Origin of the sequence: Mycetohabitans rhizoxinica HKI 454 (assembly GCF_000198775.1) — a bacterium.
GTDB classification, from domain to species: Bacteria; Pseudomonadota; Gammaproteobacteria; order Burkholderiales; family Burkholderiaceae; genus Mycetohabitans; species Mycetohabitans rhizoxinica.
The window spans coordinates 1,461,614-1,478,673 of the sequence record NC_014722.1 but is presented as its reverse complement, the minus strand read 5'-3'; the positions used below and the strand labels follow the sequence as shown (position 1 = coordinate 1,478,673).

Annotated in this window: 12 protein-coding genes and 2 pseudogenes; 3 read left to right on the top strand and 11 right to left on the bottom strand. The window is 55.7% G+C overall.

Features of this window, described 5'->3' with window-relative positions; genetic code table 11:
* Positions 1-18: 18 nt before the first annotated feature.
* On the bottom strand, positions 19-576 hold the full coding sequence (locus RBRH_RS18800) for a hypothetical protein (protein ID WP_013435363.1): 558 nt from the start codon (positions 574-576) through the stop codon (positions 19-21).
* A gap of 269 nt (positions 577-845) precedes the next feature.
* Positions 846-1,229: a hypothetical protein gene (locus RBRH_RS18795; protein WP_013435361.1), complete on the bottom strand. Its 384-nt coding sequence runs from the start codon at positions 1,227-1,229 to the stop codon at positions 846-848.
* Positions 1,230-1,371: 142 nt separating this feature from the next.
* Between RBRH_RS18795 and RBRH_RS06880 the strand changes: the two genes are divergently transcribed.
* On the top strand, positions 1,372-2,814 hold the full coding sequence (locus tag RBRH_RS06880) for an ISNCY family transposase (RefSeq protein ID WP_232509278.1): 1,443 nt from the start codon (positions 1,372-1,374) through the stop codon (positions 2,812-2,814).
* A 183-nt stretch (positions 2,815-2,997) separates the two neighbouring features.
* Here the strand turns inward: RBRH_RS06880 and RBRH_RS06875 are convergent, their stop codons facing one another.
* The 3 genes from RBRH_RS06875 to RBRH_RS06865 form a co-directional block, all read right to left on the bottom strand.
* Positions 2,998-3,402 carry a type II toxin-antitoxin system VapC family toxin gene (locus RBRH_RS06875; protein ID WP_041754277.1) on the bottom strand — a complete coding sequence of 135 codons (405 nt, stop codon included), beginning with the start codon at positions 3,400-3,402 and terminating at the stop codon, positions 2,998-3,000.
* A gap of 7 nt (positions 3,403-3,409) precedes the next feature.
* Positions 3,410-3,664 (bottom strand): type II toxin-antitoxin system Phd/YefM family antitoxin, encoded by a 255-nt coding sequence (locus RBRH_RS17160; protein ID WP_013435358.1) that lies wholly within the window; start codon positions 3,662-3,664, stop codon positions 3,410-3,412.
* A gap of 284 nt (positions 3,665-3,948) precedes the next feature.
* A complete protein-coding gene (locus RBRH_RS06865; RefSeq protein WP_013435356.1) occupies positions 3,949-4,701 on the bottom strand; it encodes a hypothetical protein in 753 nt (250 codons plus the stop codon).
* 257 nt (positions 4,702-4,958) lie between these two features.
* Here RBRH_RS06865 and RBRH_RS18790 point away from each other — a divergent pair.
* Positions 4,959-5,229, top strand: a pseudogene (locus RBRH_RS18790) (IS5/IS1182 family transposase); the annotation flags it as partial.
* Between the two features lie 304 nt (positions 5,230-5,533).
* A complete protein-coding gene (locus RBRH_RS19655) occupies positions 5,534-5,770 on the top strand; it encodes a hypothetical protein (protein ID WP_013435353.1) in 237 nt (78 codons plus the stop codon).
* A gap of 673 nt (positions 5,771-6,443) precedes the next feature.
* On the opposite strand, the gene RBRH_RS06860 is transcribed toward RBRH_RS19655, so the two are convergent.
* The 6 genes and pseudogenes from RBRH_RS06860 to RBRH_RS21055 all read right to left on the bottom strand — a co-directional run bounded on the left by RBRH_RS06860 (position 6,444) and on the right by RBRH_RS21055 (position 17,051).
* Positions 6,444-6,797: a HigA family addiction module antitoxin gene (locus tag RBRH_RS06860; protein WP_013435352.1), complete on the bottom strand. Its 354-nt coding sequence runs from the start codon at positions 6,795-6,797 to the stop codon at positions 6,444-6,446.
* Positions 6,766-7,044: a type II toxin-antitoxin system RelE/ParE family toxin gene (locus tag RBRH_RS06855; RefSeq protein WP_041753537.1), complete on the bottom strand. Its 279-nt coding sequence runs from the start codon at positions 7,042-7,044 to the stop codon at positions 6,766-6,768. Before RBRH_RS06855 ends, RBRH_RS06860 begins: the two co-directional genes overlap by 32 nt.
* Before the next feature lie 166 nt (positions 7,045-7,210).
* Positions 7,211-7,606: pseudogene (locus tag RBRH_RS06850) on the bottom strand (chromosome partitioning protein ParB); the annotation flags it as partial.
* A gap of 63 nt (positions 7,607-7,669) precedes the next feature.
* Entirely contained in the window at positions 7,670-8,023 is a 354-nt protein-coding gene (locus RBRH_RS21550) for a hypothetical protein (RefSeq protein ID WP_232509277.1), read from the bottom strand.
* Positions 8,024-8,059: 36 nt separating this feature from the next.
* Positions 8,060-10,678, bottom strand: a complete 2,619-nt coding sequence (locus RBRH_RS21545) for a condensation domain-containing protein (RefSeq protein WP_013435347.1) — start codon at positions 10,676-10,678, stop codon at positions 8,060-8,062.
* Complete coding sequence (locus RBRH_RS21055) at positions 10,650-17,051, bottom strand: non-ribosomal peptide synthetase (RefSeq protein ID WP_013435346.1); 6,402 nt, start codon at positions 17,049-17,051, stop codon at positions 10,650-10,652. The genes RBRH_RS21545 and RBRH_RS21055 overlap by 29 nt, the downstream gene beginning before the upstream one ends.
* Between the last annotated feature and the right edge of the window lie 9 nt (positions 17,052-17,060).

Here is a 17,060-nt window from a genome sequence, read left to right as displayed (position 1 = left end):
ATGATTTTCTTGGCAATATTATCTTTGATGATTAGTTGATTGTTTCCGGTAGGGCAGCATTCCATAAATTTTTGAAGGAGAGTGCGAAATTTTGTTTTTTTGATCAGCGTTATTGCATAAAAATAGGATGCCGTCAAAACAATCAGAGTTATTTACAACCAAAACTTCTTCACTAAATTGGCAAAAAATACTTTCGCCTTGTGATCCAAGTTCAACGCAATACGTTGAAAGCATATCTGCATAGGCATCCGAACGCCTTTTTAGTGCATCATTAAAGCGCACTGATAAAAGTTTGGTTAGGGCATAGTCAATGGTTTGTGGCGAACAGTCTGACTTAACCATTGAAAGATGCATCACCGTGGAGTTGCAAATGTCCCACAAATACTTTAATTTTTCATAGCTTTCGTAAGTTGCAATCAAAATAAGTGCAGTATTTTGATGATTTGAAAAATCAAAATCATTAAAATTTACAACTTCAAAGTCATGCTTTTTCGCAATTTTTTCACTTGCAATTGTATCTGTAACAATCGGTATGCAGCGCGCAGTTAATTCATGAAAATAAAATTCAGCTTTCATTTTCTCCCGCCATTTTATAGGTGGGCAATAAGCCTGAGTTGCTCGGTTAAATAAAAATAGGAGCTAGCAATTTCCGTAAGAGTGCACATTTTAGACTTCGCTTGCGAACTACAGGCCGTTACTTGATACCCTCAATTCCCAAGGGCGTTTGTGATCTGCTTAGGTCTCGGCTGCGCCCACAACCCGTGCTCGCGACGCGATGAAATCGATGTGTGGCATTTGTAAGCCCATTCCAATGCCAATATGCAATCCTAGTGTGCCTTCATTAATCACGGAATTTTGCTAAACATGCTGACAAAATGTTCGGCAACATCCACTCCACCAATTAGAATCGTTTCGGCAATGCTGTCTTTGAAAACGATTGCATTATTTCCGGCGGTACAATTTCTCATCAACTCGGTCAGTGCATTTCCAAATTTTTGTTTTAATTCTTCATTATTGCAAAGGTAAATCATGCCGTCGAAACAAAATTTACCATTTTGCGCTGCCGCTGGGCCTGCAGGTGGTGAACTCAGCGTGAAGCCGCCAGGGCGTGTTAAAGTGGGTAAATGCCTTACGAAGTGTTGATGCCGCGGCGCGTGTAGTGCATCTGTGTCACGTTCGCGCCGGGCTCCGAACCGGCTCATAACCGTGCGGTGTATCGAGCCGGACATTGCATATTAGTTTACATAACGTGATTTATCGCATTATTAGCGTGTAATAGCTTTATAGAAATGTCGTGTTCTAGCCATTTAGAGATGTCGTGTTTGGACCTCGGTATGCTTGCTGGTTCCTGGTGGGATGACGGAGCCGACCATGCATCGAGCAGCACTGGTGACATTGAATATGCGAGAATTGGATCGTCTAAAGGTGGTACAGGCTGTTGTCGATAGCAGGCTCAAGCCCGGGCGTGCAGCTGAGCGGCTAGGTCTGACGGTACGGCAGATCGAACGACTCGTGATCCGGTACCGGGAATGCGGCGCGGCTGGACTAGCCTCGCGCAAGCGTGGCCGTCCCGGCAACCGGCAGCTGGACACTGAACTGGCCCGGCGGGCGCTGACGCTCATCCGCGAGCGCTACGCCGATTTTGGGCCAACACTGGCCTGCGAGAAGTTGTGGGAATGCCACAGCATTGGACTGGCTAAGGAGACGGTTCGCCGGCTGATGACACAGGCCGGCTTGTGGATACCGCGCCGGCAGCGTCCGCCGAAGCTTTACCAGCCGCGGGCACGGCGCGCGTGCCTGGGCGAGCTAATCCAGATTGACGGCAGCGAGCATGCGTGGTTCGAAGACCGAGCGCCCTCATGCACGCTGTTAGTGTACGTGGACGATGCGACGAGCCGGCTGATGCACTTGCACTTCACGACGACGGAATCGACGTTCAGCTATTTCGAAGCGACGCGGGTGTATATCGAGCGCTACGGCAAGCCTGGCGCGTTCTACAGCGACAAGGCAAGCGTGTTCCGCAATGTCAGCCCGGGCAAGACTGGAAACCGGGTAACGCACTTTGGCCGCGCAATGTACGAGTTGAACATCGATACGTTCTGCGCAAACAGCAGTTCGGCCAAGGGGCGCGTTGAGCGCGCGCATTTGACTCTGCAGGACCGGTTGGTCAAGGAGATGCGGCTTCGCGGCATCAGCACGGTGGCCCAGGCCAATGCGTATGCGCCCTGCTTCATCGCGGCTTACAACGTACGCTTCGCGAAGCCACCGAAGAGCGATTTCGATGCACATCGGCCGCTACGCTTTGACGAGAGCCTTGATTTGGCGCTCACCTGGCGCGAGCCGCGCAAGGTAACGAAGTCGCTCACGGTGCAATACGACCGCGTCATATACCTGCTGGATGACACGCTAGAGAATCGCAAGCTGATCGACCGCTATATCGACGTGTGGGAGTATCCGGATGGCCGCATTGAGCTTCGAGCCGACGGCCGTGTGTTGCCCAGCAGGCAGTATGACCGGCTGGCTGAAATCGATCAGGGCGCCGTTGTCGAACACAAACGCTTGAGCCATGTGCTGCAAATTGCGCAAGCCATTCAAGCACAACGCGATAACAGCCGGATCGGTAAAGCGCCGTCTCGAATGCACTTGGGCGATTCAACCCGGAGCAACCGGAACGAACGTCAACCGGGTAAGAAGAAACAGCGCGAGTTCACGCAGGCTGACATTGAGGACGTAATCTTGCCGGGCGTAGACAGGCGCAACAACCACTGCGCAAACCTGGCCGTTGGTCTGCCAGGGACAGTGGAACAGGCGTAAGTGACCTGCCCGTTCAGGATCCGCTCTTCGACACGGCGTGATTTGTAACCCATTAAAGATAAACCCTCAAAACACGACATTTTTAAATGGCTGGCGCTACGACATCTTGAAATACGTGTAGAAACCAAGTCCAGCATTTCCACGGCCTTTCTGGAAATTCGATAAATCAAGATGTAGGTAGACTCATTTCCCGAATGGGTTGAACACCGGTACGTCAAAGCGTTCAAAGTCGCGAACGTTTCTCGTGGCGACGATAAGTTTGTGCATCAGCGCGCTAGCCGCGATCATGGCGTCTTCATAAACTGTGTTCGACTGACGATGCATCAGCTTTGCCCAGATCCGGAAGGTCGCAGCATCCATGGGCAAGACATTGTAGGTCGCGCTGACTTGATCGGCCCACGCTTCTATCGCTGATGCCTTGTCGGCGTCTTGCTCGCGCGTGATTTCGATGCCTGCTTGGATTTCACCGAGTGTCACAGCGGACAGATAAAGCTCGTGGTCGGGAACGCTTTCGAGCCATGACACGACTGCCCCATGCGGGCGAAGTTTGCGAAGCTCAGAAACAATATTCGTATCCAAAAGAAACACGGTGGTTTTATAGAGCAAGAGTGGTGCGACGCTGCGCCCGTCCACGTTGTGGCAAGTCAAGGTCACCACGACTGAAATCGGACAACAGCAAGGCTTTCAGCGAAGGGCGTGCGGCGGCGTTGAGCCGTTTCCACTCCGTGATAGGCACCAGCACGGCTGTTTCTGCGCCGCGACGGGTCACCAACTGTGGCCCCTCACTGACACAGGCGTCAAGTAGCTCGCTGAAACGGGCTTTCGCGTCTTGTACAGGCCAAGCATGCATGGCGGATCCCTAATGACTAGACATATAACTAGTTTATATGTGTCATCACCGCAATGCAAGGGTTCATCAGCGGATGAGCTGCCGTTTGATCGGATCCAGGAGATTCCGACGGGCTGTGCTGTCGCCTATAGCGAGGGTGGTAAGCCGCAGATCGTGACGCTCCGGAATTCCCTCGAGCAAGCGCATGTGGACTTGATTTTAGTCATGCAAGAGGGTGCGATTCAGGGCTTGATGCACGTCTTGGCCATTCAGATTCTGACAAACTATCAGCAGCATCACAGTAGTTACGAGTAAGTTCGCTGTGCAAGGTAGGTAAATAACTCATCGCAAATTGCCTGACTAATTCGGTTGCGCTCGATAAAATCCTTAATTTCTGTTTTTGCATGTTTTGGCAAATATAAGATTATCCTCGGATTCTCTTCGAGAGCTAATATACTATCGGTTTTTTCCAATTCATGGAAAACATCGAGTATGTCCGTTTCATTGCCGCCGTCGAGCAGGTGCAGTGCAAGTTGCCACATCCGTTTCGATAAAGCTTCGCCCACTCCTGGAGCAGCTTTGATCAGTCCAACAGCCACCAGTGTACGTTGTCCAGGTATCACACGCTGAGCTGCATCTTCAAGCAATGAAAGTTCGTACGCGTGATGTTCCCACGGTAGTGTCTCCAACGCGACCGGCAGGTAGCGTAGTGCGTTACCCAACTGGTGATTTGGCAGTAATAGTGCCAAGTCCCGCAGCTCAACATAGTGCTCAAACCTTTGTGCATTTAGCGCCCACATTGAATTAGCTAATGCACCGATCGGCTCACCTTGGTACAACTTTGGCAAACGTCGCACCCATTCCTGTAGTATTTGATAATATTCAGCGATCGTTGTTACTGCATTAACATGACTAGCGCCGAGGATTCCGTATTGCAACTGAAACGCTAGTTCCACAATTAGTTCAGCTTGCTCGGCCGCATTTAACTCGGGAAGTCGGCTTATAAAATTTTGATAGGTGCTTGCAAAAGGAAATTGATCGTCTGGTAATTGTGACATTAGCGATTCAACAGCGGCCCAAGTGCTGCCTTGTCTAGGACTTCGTCGTTCGGCGTCAGCATACGCAAAATTATATAAATCGATTTTCTGCCCATCAGGGAAATTGCTGCGATTACCCGATTACGGCGCCAACCAGCACATTCCATCAGGGACTGTGGCGAAAGGCCACAATATGAGTCCGAATGTACGGGTGCAATCTTTACCTCGCGTTGTCAACTACTGAGAGCTTGGCAAGCCGAGGGGCGTCCATGTACGACGGAAAAGCGTGCAAGCCGTACGAATTTGGCGTGAAGGTGTCGATCACGACCACACACAAGGATGCTTTGGTAGTCAGGGAGAGGCGGCGATCCTGAGCGAGGTGCAACCGCAGACCACGGTCGTCGATCGCGGCTACAAGGGCGTAGCGATCGACGGTGTGAAATCTATCACCCGGGCTTGCGACGCGGTATCACGTGAGGCTTGCGGGCAATGATCCGGCGGCGCAGTGCGATCGAGCCGGCCATTGGACACATAAAGGCAAACGCAGAGCAAAGTTAATTGTTCAGGACGGACGTGGTAGCCACAATGTGGTGCGCGCCATAACAATGGATGAATATAAGCGGCTGGCCCGAGATCGGCTATAGGCTGAACTATGCTTGCTAACCGGCCTGCGGCCACATGAGCCTTTGTATAAAAAGCGAATGTCGGTGACGGCGTCACGGAGTCTTTTTGAGCGCGCGCGTCGGCGGGCGTGGCCGCCTAATCGGGCCAGAGGTGCGGCCCAATGCGGACTGGGTGGATGTGCGCTGCTGCACGCGCCGCACTTTTTCAATAAGTTATATATCTAACGCTAATGACACACCGAGGCGCTCATATTGCCCGAGCACTTAGACGGGCGCGACGGCACCCACGCGGCGCGCCCGAGACCGCGCAACTCGCCGCGCGCAACGATCTGGACGCGGTGCGCGCCCGGCTGTCCAATTACACCGACACAAAAACCACGTTCGAGACCTACCGGACGGTGCGCGGCCATTGGATGAACTGGGGCGACAAAGATCCGGTCGAACCCCCTGCTCGGCCGCCTAGATAGCGTCAAGCAGCTTGGCCGACGTGTTGCCTCACGGGATAAAGTTATTCTTGGGTAATTGTCATTCTTCGATTGTTATGCGATGAAGCCTGGCGGTGCTACACAGCGCCAAGCTTCATCGCATCAGCGGCGCCATTTCCGGGTCACCAGTTCCCTGGCGCGGTTCGATCACCATGCCCTCATGCGACGCTGGTCTGAGCAATCTGGTGCTGTTGACCGTGAGGGCCTGCCGCCTTGCTACTTACACCGCCCACCGATGGGCGACGTTTCAATTTCTCCCTGGGAAAGTGCCGGGGTGGGACCCATACGCACCCATACGGCTCTGGCTTTGCGCCTGCTGGCTCTCCCATTTGTCTAGCTGACAGGCTAGGATGGAACCAATAGTGGCCGTGGGTTCTGGCTTAAGCATCTCTCCGTGGCGACAGTGAACATCATAAACTTTTATCTCCCCGAACACATACGGTTTCCACGCATCAGGTGTGACTAGGGTTTTGAGGCTACCCCCAACTCGGGGGGCACGATCCGAGCCACCGGCACATGGTTGCGTTCGATGATGATGGTTTGACCTTGACCATCGTCGTACCCAACCGATTCCAGTCGATTAGATCGGCCAGGCGAACCAATCATACTGCCCGGCCATTGCTCACGCTTGAGGGATGCGCCGCCTGCCACCAGGTCATCGCACTTTTAATGCATCCGGGATGGAGTCATTCGACTGCAACGGCCTTACAGGCGGCTGTTCGCGCTGTTCAGCCTGCCAAAGTTCGTAATTGGTTTGCAGGTTCATCCAGAAACGCGCCGTGCTGACGCCTGCGCGTTCCAGGCGCAAGGCAAGATCGGGGCTGATGCCGGAGTGTCCATTCAGCACACGCGAGAGCGACGTGCGGTTATAGCCGAGCCGCGCAGCGGCTTCGGTCACGTCAATTTCAAGCGGTTGCAGCACGTCCTCGCGCAGCAGCTCGCCGGGGTGCGGATGATGCTTCATCATGTCGTAATCCTTAATGATAGTCTTGGTAATCGACCAGCTCAACGTCAACACCGATGAATCGGAAGGTGACGCGCCAGTTACCGTTGATCCATATTGACCAGTGCTCTTTCATGTCTCCTTTCAGGAGATGCAATTTATAGCCGGGCTGATCCAATTCTCGCGGCGAACAGGCAGCGTTGAGCGCAGCCAAGATGCGGCGGAGTTTGGCCGCGTGGGCTGCTTGCACACCTCGCGTGGAATCCTCGCGAAACAAGGCTTCAAGCCCTTTGTGCCGAAAACTGATTATCATGCAGCGAGTGTAGCATGATGCGCAACGCGCTACAAGAAAAAGACCAATAGAAGAGAGGTAATTATTCTAGAACGTGTCATCAATTCAAGGAAACGACAGAAGCGGCTGATCTCGTAGTCCAGACACGGCCTCACACGCCAGCGTAACTCTGGACCAGTCTCATTGCCTGCGCGAGTGCCGCCCCCGGCTGGTGCGGTGTGGCGCGCAGAGCCACGGCGGCAGGCGACTGCGGCCAGTCCGGGCTATGTACCAGTGCAGCTAGCGCAACCCGCGGATGCCGGCCAACTTCGATCTGCAGCACCGCCGTGCGATGCGCGCTCAACCACTGCGCTAGCCGATCGGAAACGTTCGCGGCCTTGGGCGCTTCGGCGGCGACGTCTCCTTCGTTCGTGGCTCCGCCCTCCGCGAGACCCCACCGTAGCCGTTGCAAGGTGCGCGGCACCTTGGCCTCGGCCTCGCACCGCAGCCCGCGATGAATCACGGCTTCGCCCTTGCGGTCGATGGTGACGAGGGCACCGGCCACGGCGAGCCTGTCCGGAGCGTGGCCCTGCAATGCTTGCTCGATGCCAAGCCGCCCAAGAGCGATTTCGACGTGCCGGCCGCTGCAAACGGACGAGCGTCTTGATCAGGTGCGCACATGGCGCGAGCCACGCAAAATGACGAAGCGCATCAGGCAGCCTGCGTAGTGTGGCCCTTGACCCCGGTCGTACTGCACGATGCCTCCCATGACATGGAAGGCTCGTTCATACTCGATCCACCGCGACCACCGACGAAGCCCGATCTCGCAGACGGGCAACCCGGCGCAACAAGAGCCGGGGAACACTGAGCACAAGTCGCCATCCGTGCATTGGGCTTGTGCCCCCTCGATCAACCGATGCGCGAGACGATTAGCCTGTGCATTCAAATCTGCGTAGCTCAGTGCCTGCACTTCAATACCAGCTCCGGCGCCTGCGGCACGCGCTTCAAACAATTGGTGCACGCACACGTGCGACGGGTAATTGCACTGCGTCGCGTTTTACGTGTCAAGCAACAACGTTCGCTCGGCCGGCGCGAGCAGCTCGATGCGGGTGACAGGCTGTAGCACATCAGCGGCCATCGCCTGTAGCATCTTCCGCAGATACCCGACGTGCCGCTCGATCGTCGCGCCATCGAACAGCGCCGTCGCATAACCTAAGTTGCCAATAATTTCCTCGCCTGCCTCGTACAAGTTCAGCTCGAGATCGAACTTTGCCACGTCATAATCGATCTCAGCCGGCGTAACCGTTAGCCCGGGTAAGCGCCATTGTTCTTTCTCGTTGTTATGCCACGCGAACATCACCTGAAACAGCGGCGTATAATCGAGCCGGCGCGGCGGCTGCACGATCTCCACTGCTTGCTCAAATGGCAGATCCTGATGCGCTTGCGCCTCCAGCGTCGTGCGTCTCACCCGCTCCAGCAGCTGTGCCACACTGGGCTTACCCGACAGATCCACACGCGATGCGAGCGTATTGACAAAGAAGCCAATTAACGGCTCAATTTGGCGATGGTTGCGATTGGCGCTGGGCGTGCCGATGACCAAATCCTCTTGACCAGACAAGCGCGAGAGCACTGCGCTCCACGCGGCGAGCACCGTCATGAACAGCGTCGCGCCGTGCTCACGGCTGAAACGCTTCAGTGCACGCGTGGTCTTCGCATCAATGTGTACTGATACATGCGCGCCGGCAAACGATTGCTGCGCCGGGCGCGGCCGATCGGTCGGTAACGCCAGCAGCACTGGCGCATTGGCGAGTGTGGCGCGCCAGTAGTCCCTTTGTGCTTTAAGCCTCTGGCCTGAAAGCCACTGCCGTTGCCAAGCCGCATAGTCCGGATACTGAACCGTCAGCGGCGGCAAGGGATCAGCCTGGACCCCAACGCTTGCCGCATACAGTGCGCTGAGCTCGCGCACCAACACGCCAAGCGACCAGCCGTCCGACACCATATGGTGCTGCGTGAGCAGCACCACGTGCTCGTCATCGGCCAGCTGCATGCCACATGCGCGCAACAGGGGTCCATGTACCAGATCGAACGGCGCGTGCGCTGCTTCGCGACTTAAGCGTGCCAGTTGCACATCTGCGTCCGGCATGCCACGCAGATCATACCAGTGCAGCGGCACGCCCGTGTCCGCCGGCAGCAATTGCACCTGCGGCTGACCCTCGACGCTCACAAACGTCGAACGCAGCGCTTCATGACGTGCGAAGAGCGCATCGAGCGCTTGTTGCCACGCGGCCCGATCAAGCGATCCGCACACGCGCAGTGCCAGCGGAATGTGATAGATGCGACTTACACCTTCGAGCTGCGAGAGGAACCACAACCGCTGCTGCGCGAACGATAGCGGCAGGTAACCCTCGCGCGACACCGGCATGATCTCGGGCGGCGTATCGGGGCCTTTCTGCAAGTAGGTCTCGAGCGCGCCTGCAAACGCGGCCAACGTCGGCATGGCGAACAGGGTGGCCAGCGACACGTCGGCACCCAGCTCTCTCGCCCAGTTTATCAAGCGCACCGCGAGCAGCGAATGGCCACCGAGCGCAAAGAAGCTATCGTGGCGGCCCACACGCTCCACACTTAACAACTGCGCCCAAATCGCCGCGAGCGTCGTTTCCACCTCGCCTTGCGGCGTTTCATAAACTTGATGCGCGAGCGCGTCGTCATCGGGCGCAGGCAACGCACGGCGATCTAGCTTGCCGTTCGGCGTGAGCGGCAACGCGTTAAGCCGCACAAACGCGGCCGGCACCATATACTCGGGCAGCGCTGCGGCCGCATGTGCGCGCAGCGTGCTGGCCAGCGACTCATCGGCCTGATGAGCGACCACATACGCGACGAGCCGCTTGTCGTGACCTTCGCCCAAGGCCAGCACCACCGCATCATGTACTTGCGGGTGCACAGCCAGGCACGCTTCGATCTCACCAGGCTCAATGCGAAAACCGCGAATCTTGATCTGATGATCGTTACGGCCCAGGAACTCCAGATTGCCATCAGGCAAGTAGCGCGCCAAATCCCCCGTCTTGTATATTCGCGCATCCGGCTCGGCCGAGAACGGATCGCGCACGAAACGCTCTACGGTCAGCTCCGGGCGGTTCAGATAGCCGCGCGCGACGCCCGCACCGCCAATATACAACTCCCCGACCGCGCCTAGCGGCACGGGCTGACCATGTGCATCGAGCAGATAAACCTGCGTGTTCGCGATTGGCCGGCCGATCGGTAAACGCTTAGGCCGATCACCAAGCTCAGTTACCTCATAAGTTGTTGAAAAAGTCGTGCTCTCGGTCGGCCCGTAACAGTGAATTAGATGGCTTGGTCCGGTCTGCTTTAGCAATTGCGCGAAGGACTCTGGGTTCTCTTGCTCTCCGCCACAAAGCAAATATTTCAATCGCGCCAAAGCCGATGCCATTACTGGAACCAGCTGATTAAACAACACGGTCGTCAAAAAAAGCGTGGTGACCTGATATCGTGAAAGCGCCTCCTCCAAACGGGATGGATCCAGCACCGTGTCCGAATCGAATATGACCACGCAGCCGCCGTTGAGTAACGGGGCCCACATTTCAAAGGTGCTCGCGTCAAAAGCGGGACTGGCCGCGAACGCGACGCGATCATCCGTCCCAAGTGTCGACATAGCCATTGTTGATTACTAGTCGGACAACGCAGCGATGCTCAACCATCACGCCCTTCGGGGTGCCGGTCGAGCCGGACGTATAAATTACATACGCAAGATGGCAGGCGGTCAGGCCCGGCACCGATGGGTTGGTATCGGGCAACGCCGGCAGCGCAGTTGGATCAAGCACCGTACGGGGCGCAAGCGCCGCGTCGCCAAGTGCAGCGCGCCCCCTCGCATTAGCGAGCACGATGCTCGGCGCGGCATCGACCAGCCTCTGTGCAAGCTGCTCGCTCGGATAGCTGGGATCCAGCGGCACATAAGCCCCACCGGCTTTAAGAATCGCCAGCAGCCCGACGACAAGCGCCGGGGAACGCTCAATACAGATCGCCACGCGCGTGTCCGGCTTAACCCCCAGCTCAATGAGCTGGTGCGCCAAGCGATTGGCTTGCGCATTCAACTGGGCGTAGCTTAGACTCTGTTCCTCAAACACCAGCGCCGTCGCCTCGGGCGTACGCGCCACTTGCGATTCGAACAACTGGTGCACACATAAGTGAGATGGATAATTACGCTGCGTCGCGTTCCACGTCTGAAGCATCAGGTTTCGCTCTTCTCCTGGCAGCACCTCCAGCTGCCAAACTGGCTTGTCGGGCGCGTACTCGAGTGCGTCAACGAGGCTTTCCAATGCCTGCTGCATATAACCGCACATCCGGTTCGGGTCAAGTGGCTGCATAACCTGAGCATTTAAGCTCAATGCCTGCTTAGAATCTTGCACCATCAACGTAAGCGGATAATTGGTATGTTCCTCTACGCTGAGCAGCTCAACACCGTCCACCATTGGGCTGTCAACCGGCGGCATGTCATCGTGCACGTAGTTGAATAGTGCACTAAAAAGCGGCGTGCCGACCGACATGCCACTGCAGCGCTGCGCGAGCGCCAACGACGCGTGTTCATGCTCGAGTAGCGCGGCCAAGCGTGCGTGCGTATCTTTTATGCTGTATTCAACGTTATCTTTTAGATCCAGACACAGTGGCAGCGTGTTGATAAATAGCCCCACCGCGCTATCCGCACCATCACCGGCTTGCATTCGCCCGAATAGCAATGTGCCGAACACGACCCGCTGTTGACCGCTTGCCCGCGCGAGCACTTGCGCCCACGCCAGGTGGCATAGGCTGGCCAAACTCGTCCCCAGGCGCCTGGCCTGGGCGCGCAGACGCTCATTTAGCGCATCTGACAACATCCGATGTGCTTCGGTGATTTGAGTACCAGCGCAATGCACATCGGCCAAATTGAACGGCAGCGTGGGCTCATTTACATCAGCGAGCATGTCAGTAAAAAATCGTGCATGCTCAGCTTCACTCAATCCCAAGCGCGCTTGTGCGACCAAGTTGCGAAACGGCTGCGCCGAAGGCAATGTTTTACCCCGGCCTTCGATAAACATCTGCACTTCCGTGTGCATGACCTCCAGTGCTGAATGATCGGCAATCAAATGGTGCACCAACTCGATAAGCAGCCAGCGGCCATCACTGTCTTGCGCAATGACAAAATGCATCAATGGGGCTTGAGTCAAATCGATGCGGCAAACACGGGAGTTGAAGCGCTGATTTAGCTGCTCGATGACGGGCCCCTCGGCTGAATCCAACGCGAGTTCCGTGATGGATAGTGGCGCGTGACGCCAGACGACTTGCGCGGGCGTGGATAGACCTTGCCAAAGGAACGCAGTACGCAAAATATCGTGTCGCTCCACGACATGTTGAATTGCCTCTAGGTAGCCATTAAGCCGTTCCCGATTGGCAAAGGCTTTTTGAAAAACCAGCAGATATGGATCGCCCTCAGTAGCCAGCAAGTGGTGAAACAAAATCCCGTCTTGCAGTGGCGAAAGCGCATAAATATCTTGGATGTTTGCCACCCCGCCCGGCACTCGTTCAATAATTTGATCGATGTCCGCTTGAGTCAAGTCGATGAGCGGCAGCATCTGCGGCGTAATCGCGGTGGTGTTGGGTGTGATTACGTTGGGCGGTACCGTCACTTCACGGTGCTGACCAAGCGATTCGGCAAGTGCGCTCAGCGTGGGCGAGTCGAACAACGTGCGTACCGAGACTGTCAACCCAAACCGACGCAAGCGTTCGATCATCCGTATTGCAAGCAGCGAATGACCACCCAGTGCAAAGAAGCTATCTTGGCGCCCCACCCGCTCGACCCCGAGCAGCTCGGCCCAAATCGCCGCAAGCTTGGTTTCCAACTCCCCTTGCGGCGCTTCATATAGTTGACCTAATAGTGTACTGTCTGGGGCCGGCAGCGCACGTCGATCAAGCTTACCGTTCGGCGTGAGCGGCAATGTATCCAAACGCATGAAAACGGCCGGCACCATGTATTCGGGTAGTCGTGTTGCTACATACTGACGAATATCTGCGAATTGATCTAAGCTTGTCGGGTTATTTGCATAAGCATGAGGGGTTTGCCCACTACTGGAGGAAGGCGGCAAATAGAGATCCGTCGGGACGGCGCAAGCCATGTCGCGTGCCTGCACCAGCACAACATCTATACATGCCGGAGCAGTATGTTCCGACCACGTAACACCGACCCAATAACCCAACGATTCACCCAATGCGTAGAAATCTTCAACAGTGGGCGCAGTAGTCTGTGCATAACCCGTTTTGAGCCGATGCTGGATCAGTTCAAGATCACAATCAGCGTTATTCAACGCCTGCGTGGCTTCAAGTTCGCACGCTACGCGCATATTGGGCACACCGACAATTCGCAAACAGGCGGGACGTTCAGTGGCTAAATGCGTTTTCACCGCCTCAAGCGTAGTGGCCTCTGCCCAATGCAGTTGCGGCGCGTGCGCCAGCGGTAGCGTGTTGACCGACCCTTTACGCAGCACCACATCGTAGCGATAACGGCTCAATTCATTATGGTAATCGCCATGCTTGAGCTGAATATCAATCGCCGCGATTTCATCAATGGCGCGGTGCAGCGTACTGAAGAAGGCCGGTGCCAGGCGCAATTCCTTTCTGGCCAATTGGCTTTGCTTGATCCGTCGGCGCAAACTGGCATAGTCATCCGTGCTGGGATCCGCTTGGTATAATTGGACGGCACTAGTGAAGCACTCGAACAAGCGCAAGTCTGGCACATCCCCGACGAAAAGAGCGCCTCCCGGCGCAAGTAGCGCCATCGCCTGACGTAACACATCAATCAAATAATCAGCGTTCGGGAAATGTAAGACAACGGAATTAATGACGATAGTGTCAAAATAGCCTTGCGGCAAGCCCTCAGTAATATGTGCGGCTTGCGTGCGCAACTCAACGCGTGCCGCTAATTCAGCGTGCTGCGCCACTTGAAGCTTGAGCGCTTCAATAACGGGGGCGGAAATATCCGTGCCCCAATACACTTCACAATGAGGTGCTAGGTGCGCGAGCAGCAGTCCCGTGCCTACACCAATCTCCAGCACCCGCCGCGGTTGCAACTCACGAATACGTGCGACCGCGTCCGCGCGCCACGCTTGCATGTCCGACAACGGAATCGGCTGACCATCGTAGCTGCTCTTCCAGATATTAAAGTTTTCACCAAATGCATAGTCCGCGTCGTCTTTATAGTACGTATCGTAGACCTTCTGCCCTTCTTCGACTTGGCTCGCCTCCGTCGAAAAATCTCGCTCGGCAGGGGCTTCATCAAGCACAATATAGCCAACAAGTTGTTGGTCCCCAGCCCGGTCTTCCCGAGCGATTACCGCAGCTTGCGCGACGGCCGAGTGACGCTGCAACACCGCCTCAATCTCGCCAAGCTCAATCCGGAAACCTCGGATCTTGACTTGCTGGTCCTCCCGGCCGATAAACTCTAGCGTGCCATCCGAGCGCCAATATGCAAGATCGCCCGTCCGGTAAAGCCGTGCACCGCTTGCATCGAACGGGTTAGCAATGAAGCGCTCGGCGGTCAATCCCGGTCGGTTGACGTAACCCCTGGCCACGCCCGCGCCGGCTATATACAACTCCCCCACTACGCCCACCGGCACCGGACGCAAGCACGCGTCCAAAACGTAGGCCGTAACGTTATCCAGCGGCGTGCCTATCGGCATAGACGCTTGCGCTTGATACGGCGCCTCGAACAGATGGCAAGTGGTAAAGTTCGTCTCGGTCGGTCCATACCCATTGATCAAGCGCAGTGCGGGACAGTGCTCAAGCACGCGCTGCGCCGCTGCGGATGAGACAATATCACCGCCCACCGTCAGCTGACGGACACTGCGCAGATAGCTCAAGTCACCTTCGACCATGACCTGAAACAGCCCTGCGGTCAACCATAGCGCGTTCACCTGATGCGCTCGGATGGTCTCTTGCAGCATGTGCACATCCAACTCACCGGCCGGCACAAGGATTACCTGACCGCCGGATAGCAATGGCGTCCACAACTCGTACATAGAGACGTCAAAAGCATGCGACGAATGCATCAGTACGCGCTCTCGCACTGCTGACAAGCGCCGGTCTAAGGCCGTATTGCGCACCGTACGATGCACAATGGCCACGCCTTTAGGCTGGCCGGTCGAACCCGACGTGTACATTAGATACGCCAGTTGCTCGGGCGAGCAAACCACCGCTGGATTATCGCTTGGCTCATCATCGAGTGACGCATCGGCATCGACGACAATGACATGGGCGCTTAGCGCATCGCAGCGCGCTTGCAATGTGCGATCTGTCAGCACGACGGGCGCGTGCGCTTCACTCAATAAGGTGTGCAGCCGGCTGTCAGGCCATTGCTCGTTCAATGGCATATAAACGCCACCGGCTTTGAGGATGGCCAGCGCTGCCACCACGCGCTCGGGCGAGCGTTGCATCAACACTGCCACTGGCGTCTCCGCCACCACCCCCAGCCGGATCAACCGATGAGCCAGACGGTTCGCTTGAGCATTCAGTCCTGCGTAACTGAGCACCTGATCTACGCACACCAGCGCAGTGGCATCGGGAGTGCGCTCGACTTGTTGTTCAAACAACTCGGGCAACGTCGCGTCAGGCACCGGTTGCTCGGTAGTGTTCCATTCGACCAATATGCACTGCTGCTGCGCTGCATTGAGCCAGTCAACGTCGCTGATAGGCCGAGTAGGCTCAGCGTTGAGCGCTGTCAGGAACGTCAGAAAACCATGTTGAGAAGTGCTGAATTTATTTGCCGTGCCGAATGTGTGACTCGTATCAAGATCAACCTGCAACATACAGCTATCAGATTGAAGCTGGGCTATGGCGAGGCTTTCAATAGACCCATTGGCTAAAAGATGACTCGTTGAAGAATACGCACCAAACGGCAAATTATTATCGATCAATACAAAATCCAGTATGGAACTCAGCAATCGCTGAGTGGGCGATAATCCCAATGCTTGACGCAATGCATCAATCGAATAGCGTTGATGCTGCAGCCCTTGATGGATTTGCTGCGCGGCCTGGTCTTTCAATGACAAGAGGCTTGCGCTCGGTCGCACGGTCAGCCGTACCGGAAGTACAGTGGATATCCTGCCGGGGACGCATTGGTCTATACTCGAGCAAACAGTCACTGGAACGCCGAGTACTACGTCCTGCACGCCAGTTAGCCGATGCAAATAGGCCGCCATGGCGGCGGTAACGCATTGCGCTAAATCAATGGCTGAAGACTTGAATGTAGCAATCTCATGGCTATCCAATTGGGCAAGACCAGCGGTATCACGTAGATCATGAAAAAAAGCGCTCGCAGGTTGGGTTGTCAGCATCACCGGTTCAGGCCAATGGGCGCAGCGCTTGAGCCAATATGCTTCATCGCGCGCCCATTGTGCCGCATTCCGATATTGGGCATCCCGCTCTAACAGCTGGGATAGCGACTGAAAAGGACATGGAGCAGGCGCGACACCTTTGCACATTGCGCTATACACATGCGCGACGCGTTGCGTAAGCAGGTGCATACCGAATCCATCCATTACGATAGCCTGATAGCGCTGGTACCACAGCACTTGGTCCGACGCAGTTCTTAACAGCGCATAATGGAACAGTGGTCCTTGTAAAATATTCACTGGCCGCTCAGCATCGGCGCGCATCCATGCTTGAGCAGCGGCTTGCGGATCCGCTTCTGCGCTGAAATCAACTACTGGCAACGACCACGCAGGCGAGCCGATATACTGTTGCAGCCTGTCATCGTTTTTAACAAAATGCAGCCGTAGGCTATCCGCCTCACCCATGACCTGACGTAATGTCGCTTTAAAGACAGCCGTGTCAATGGGGCCGTTGATCATTGTGTACTGGGCAATGTTGTAGACCGGGCTGTCTGGGCGGAGCTGCTGCGCGAGCCAAATCTCAGTTTGAGCAGTGGATAATGGATACATAACAGGCATGATGCTGATATGACTGCCGGTGTCAATCGAGATCAGTTTTTCAGTTTTCGAATGCATGTTGTCCGA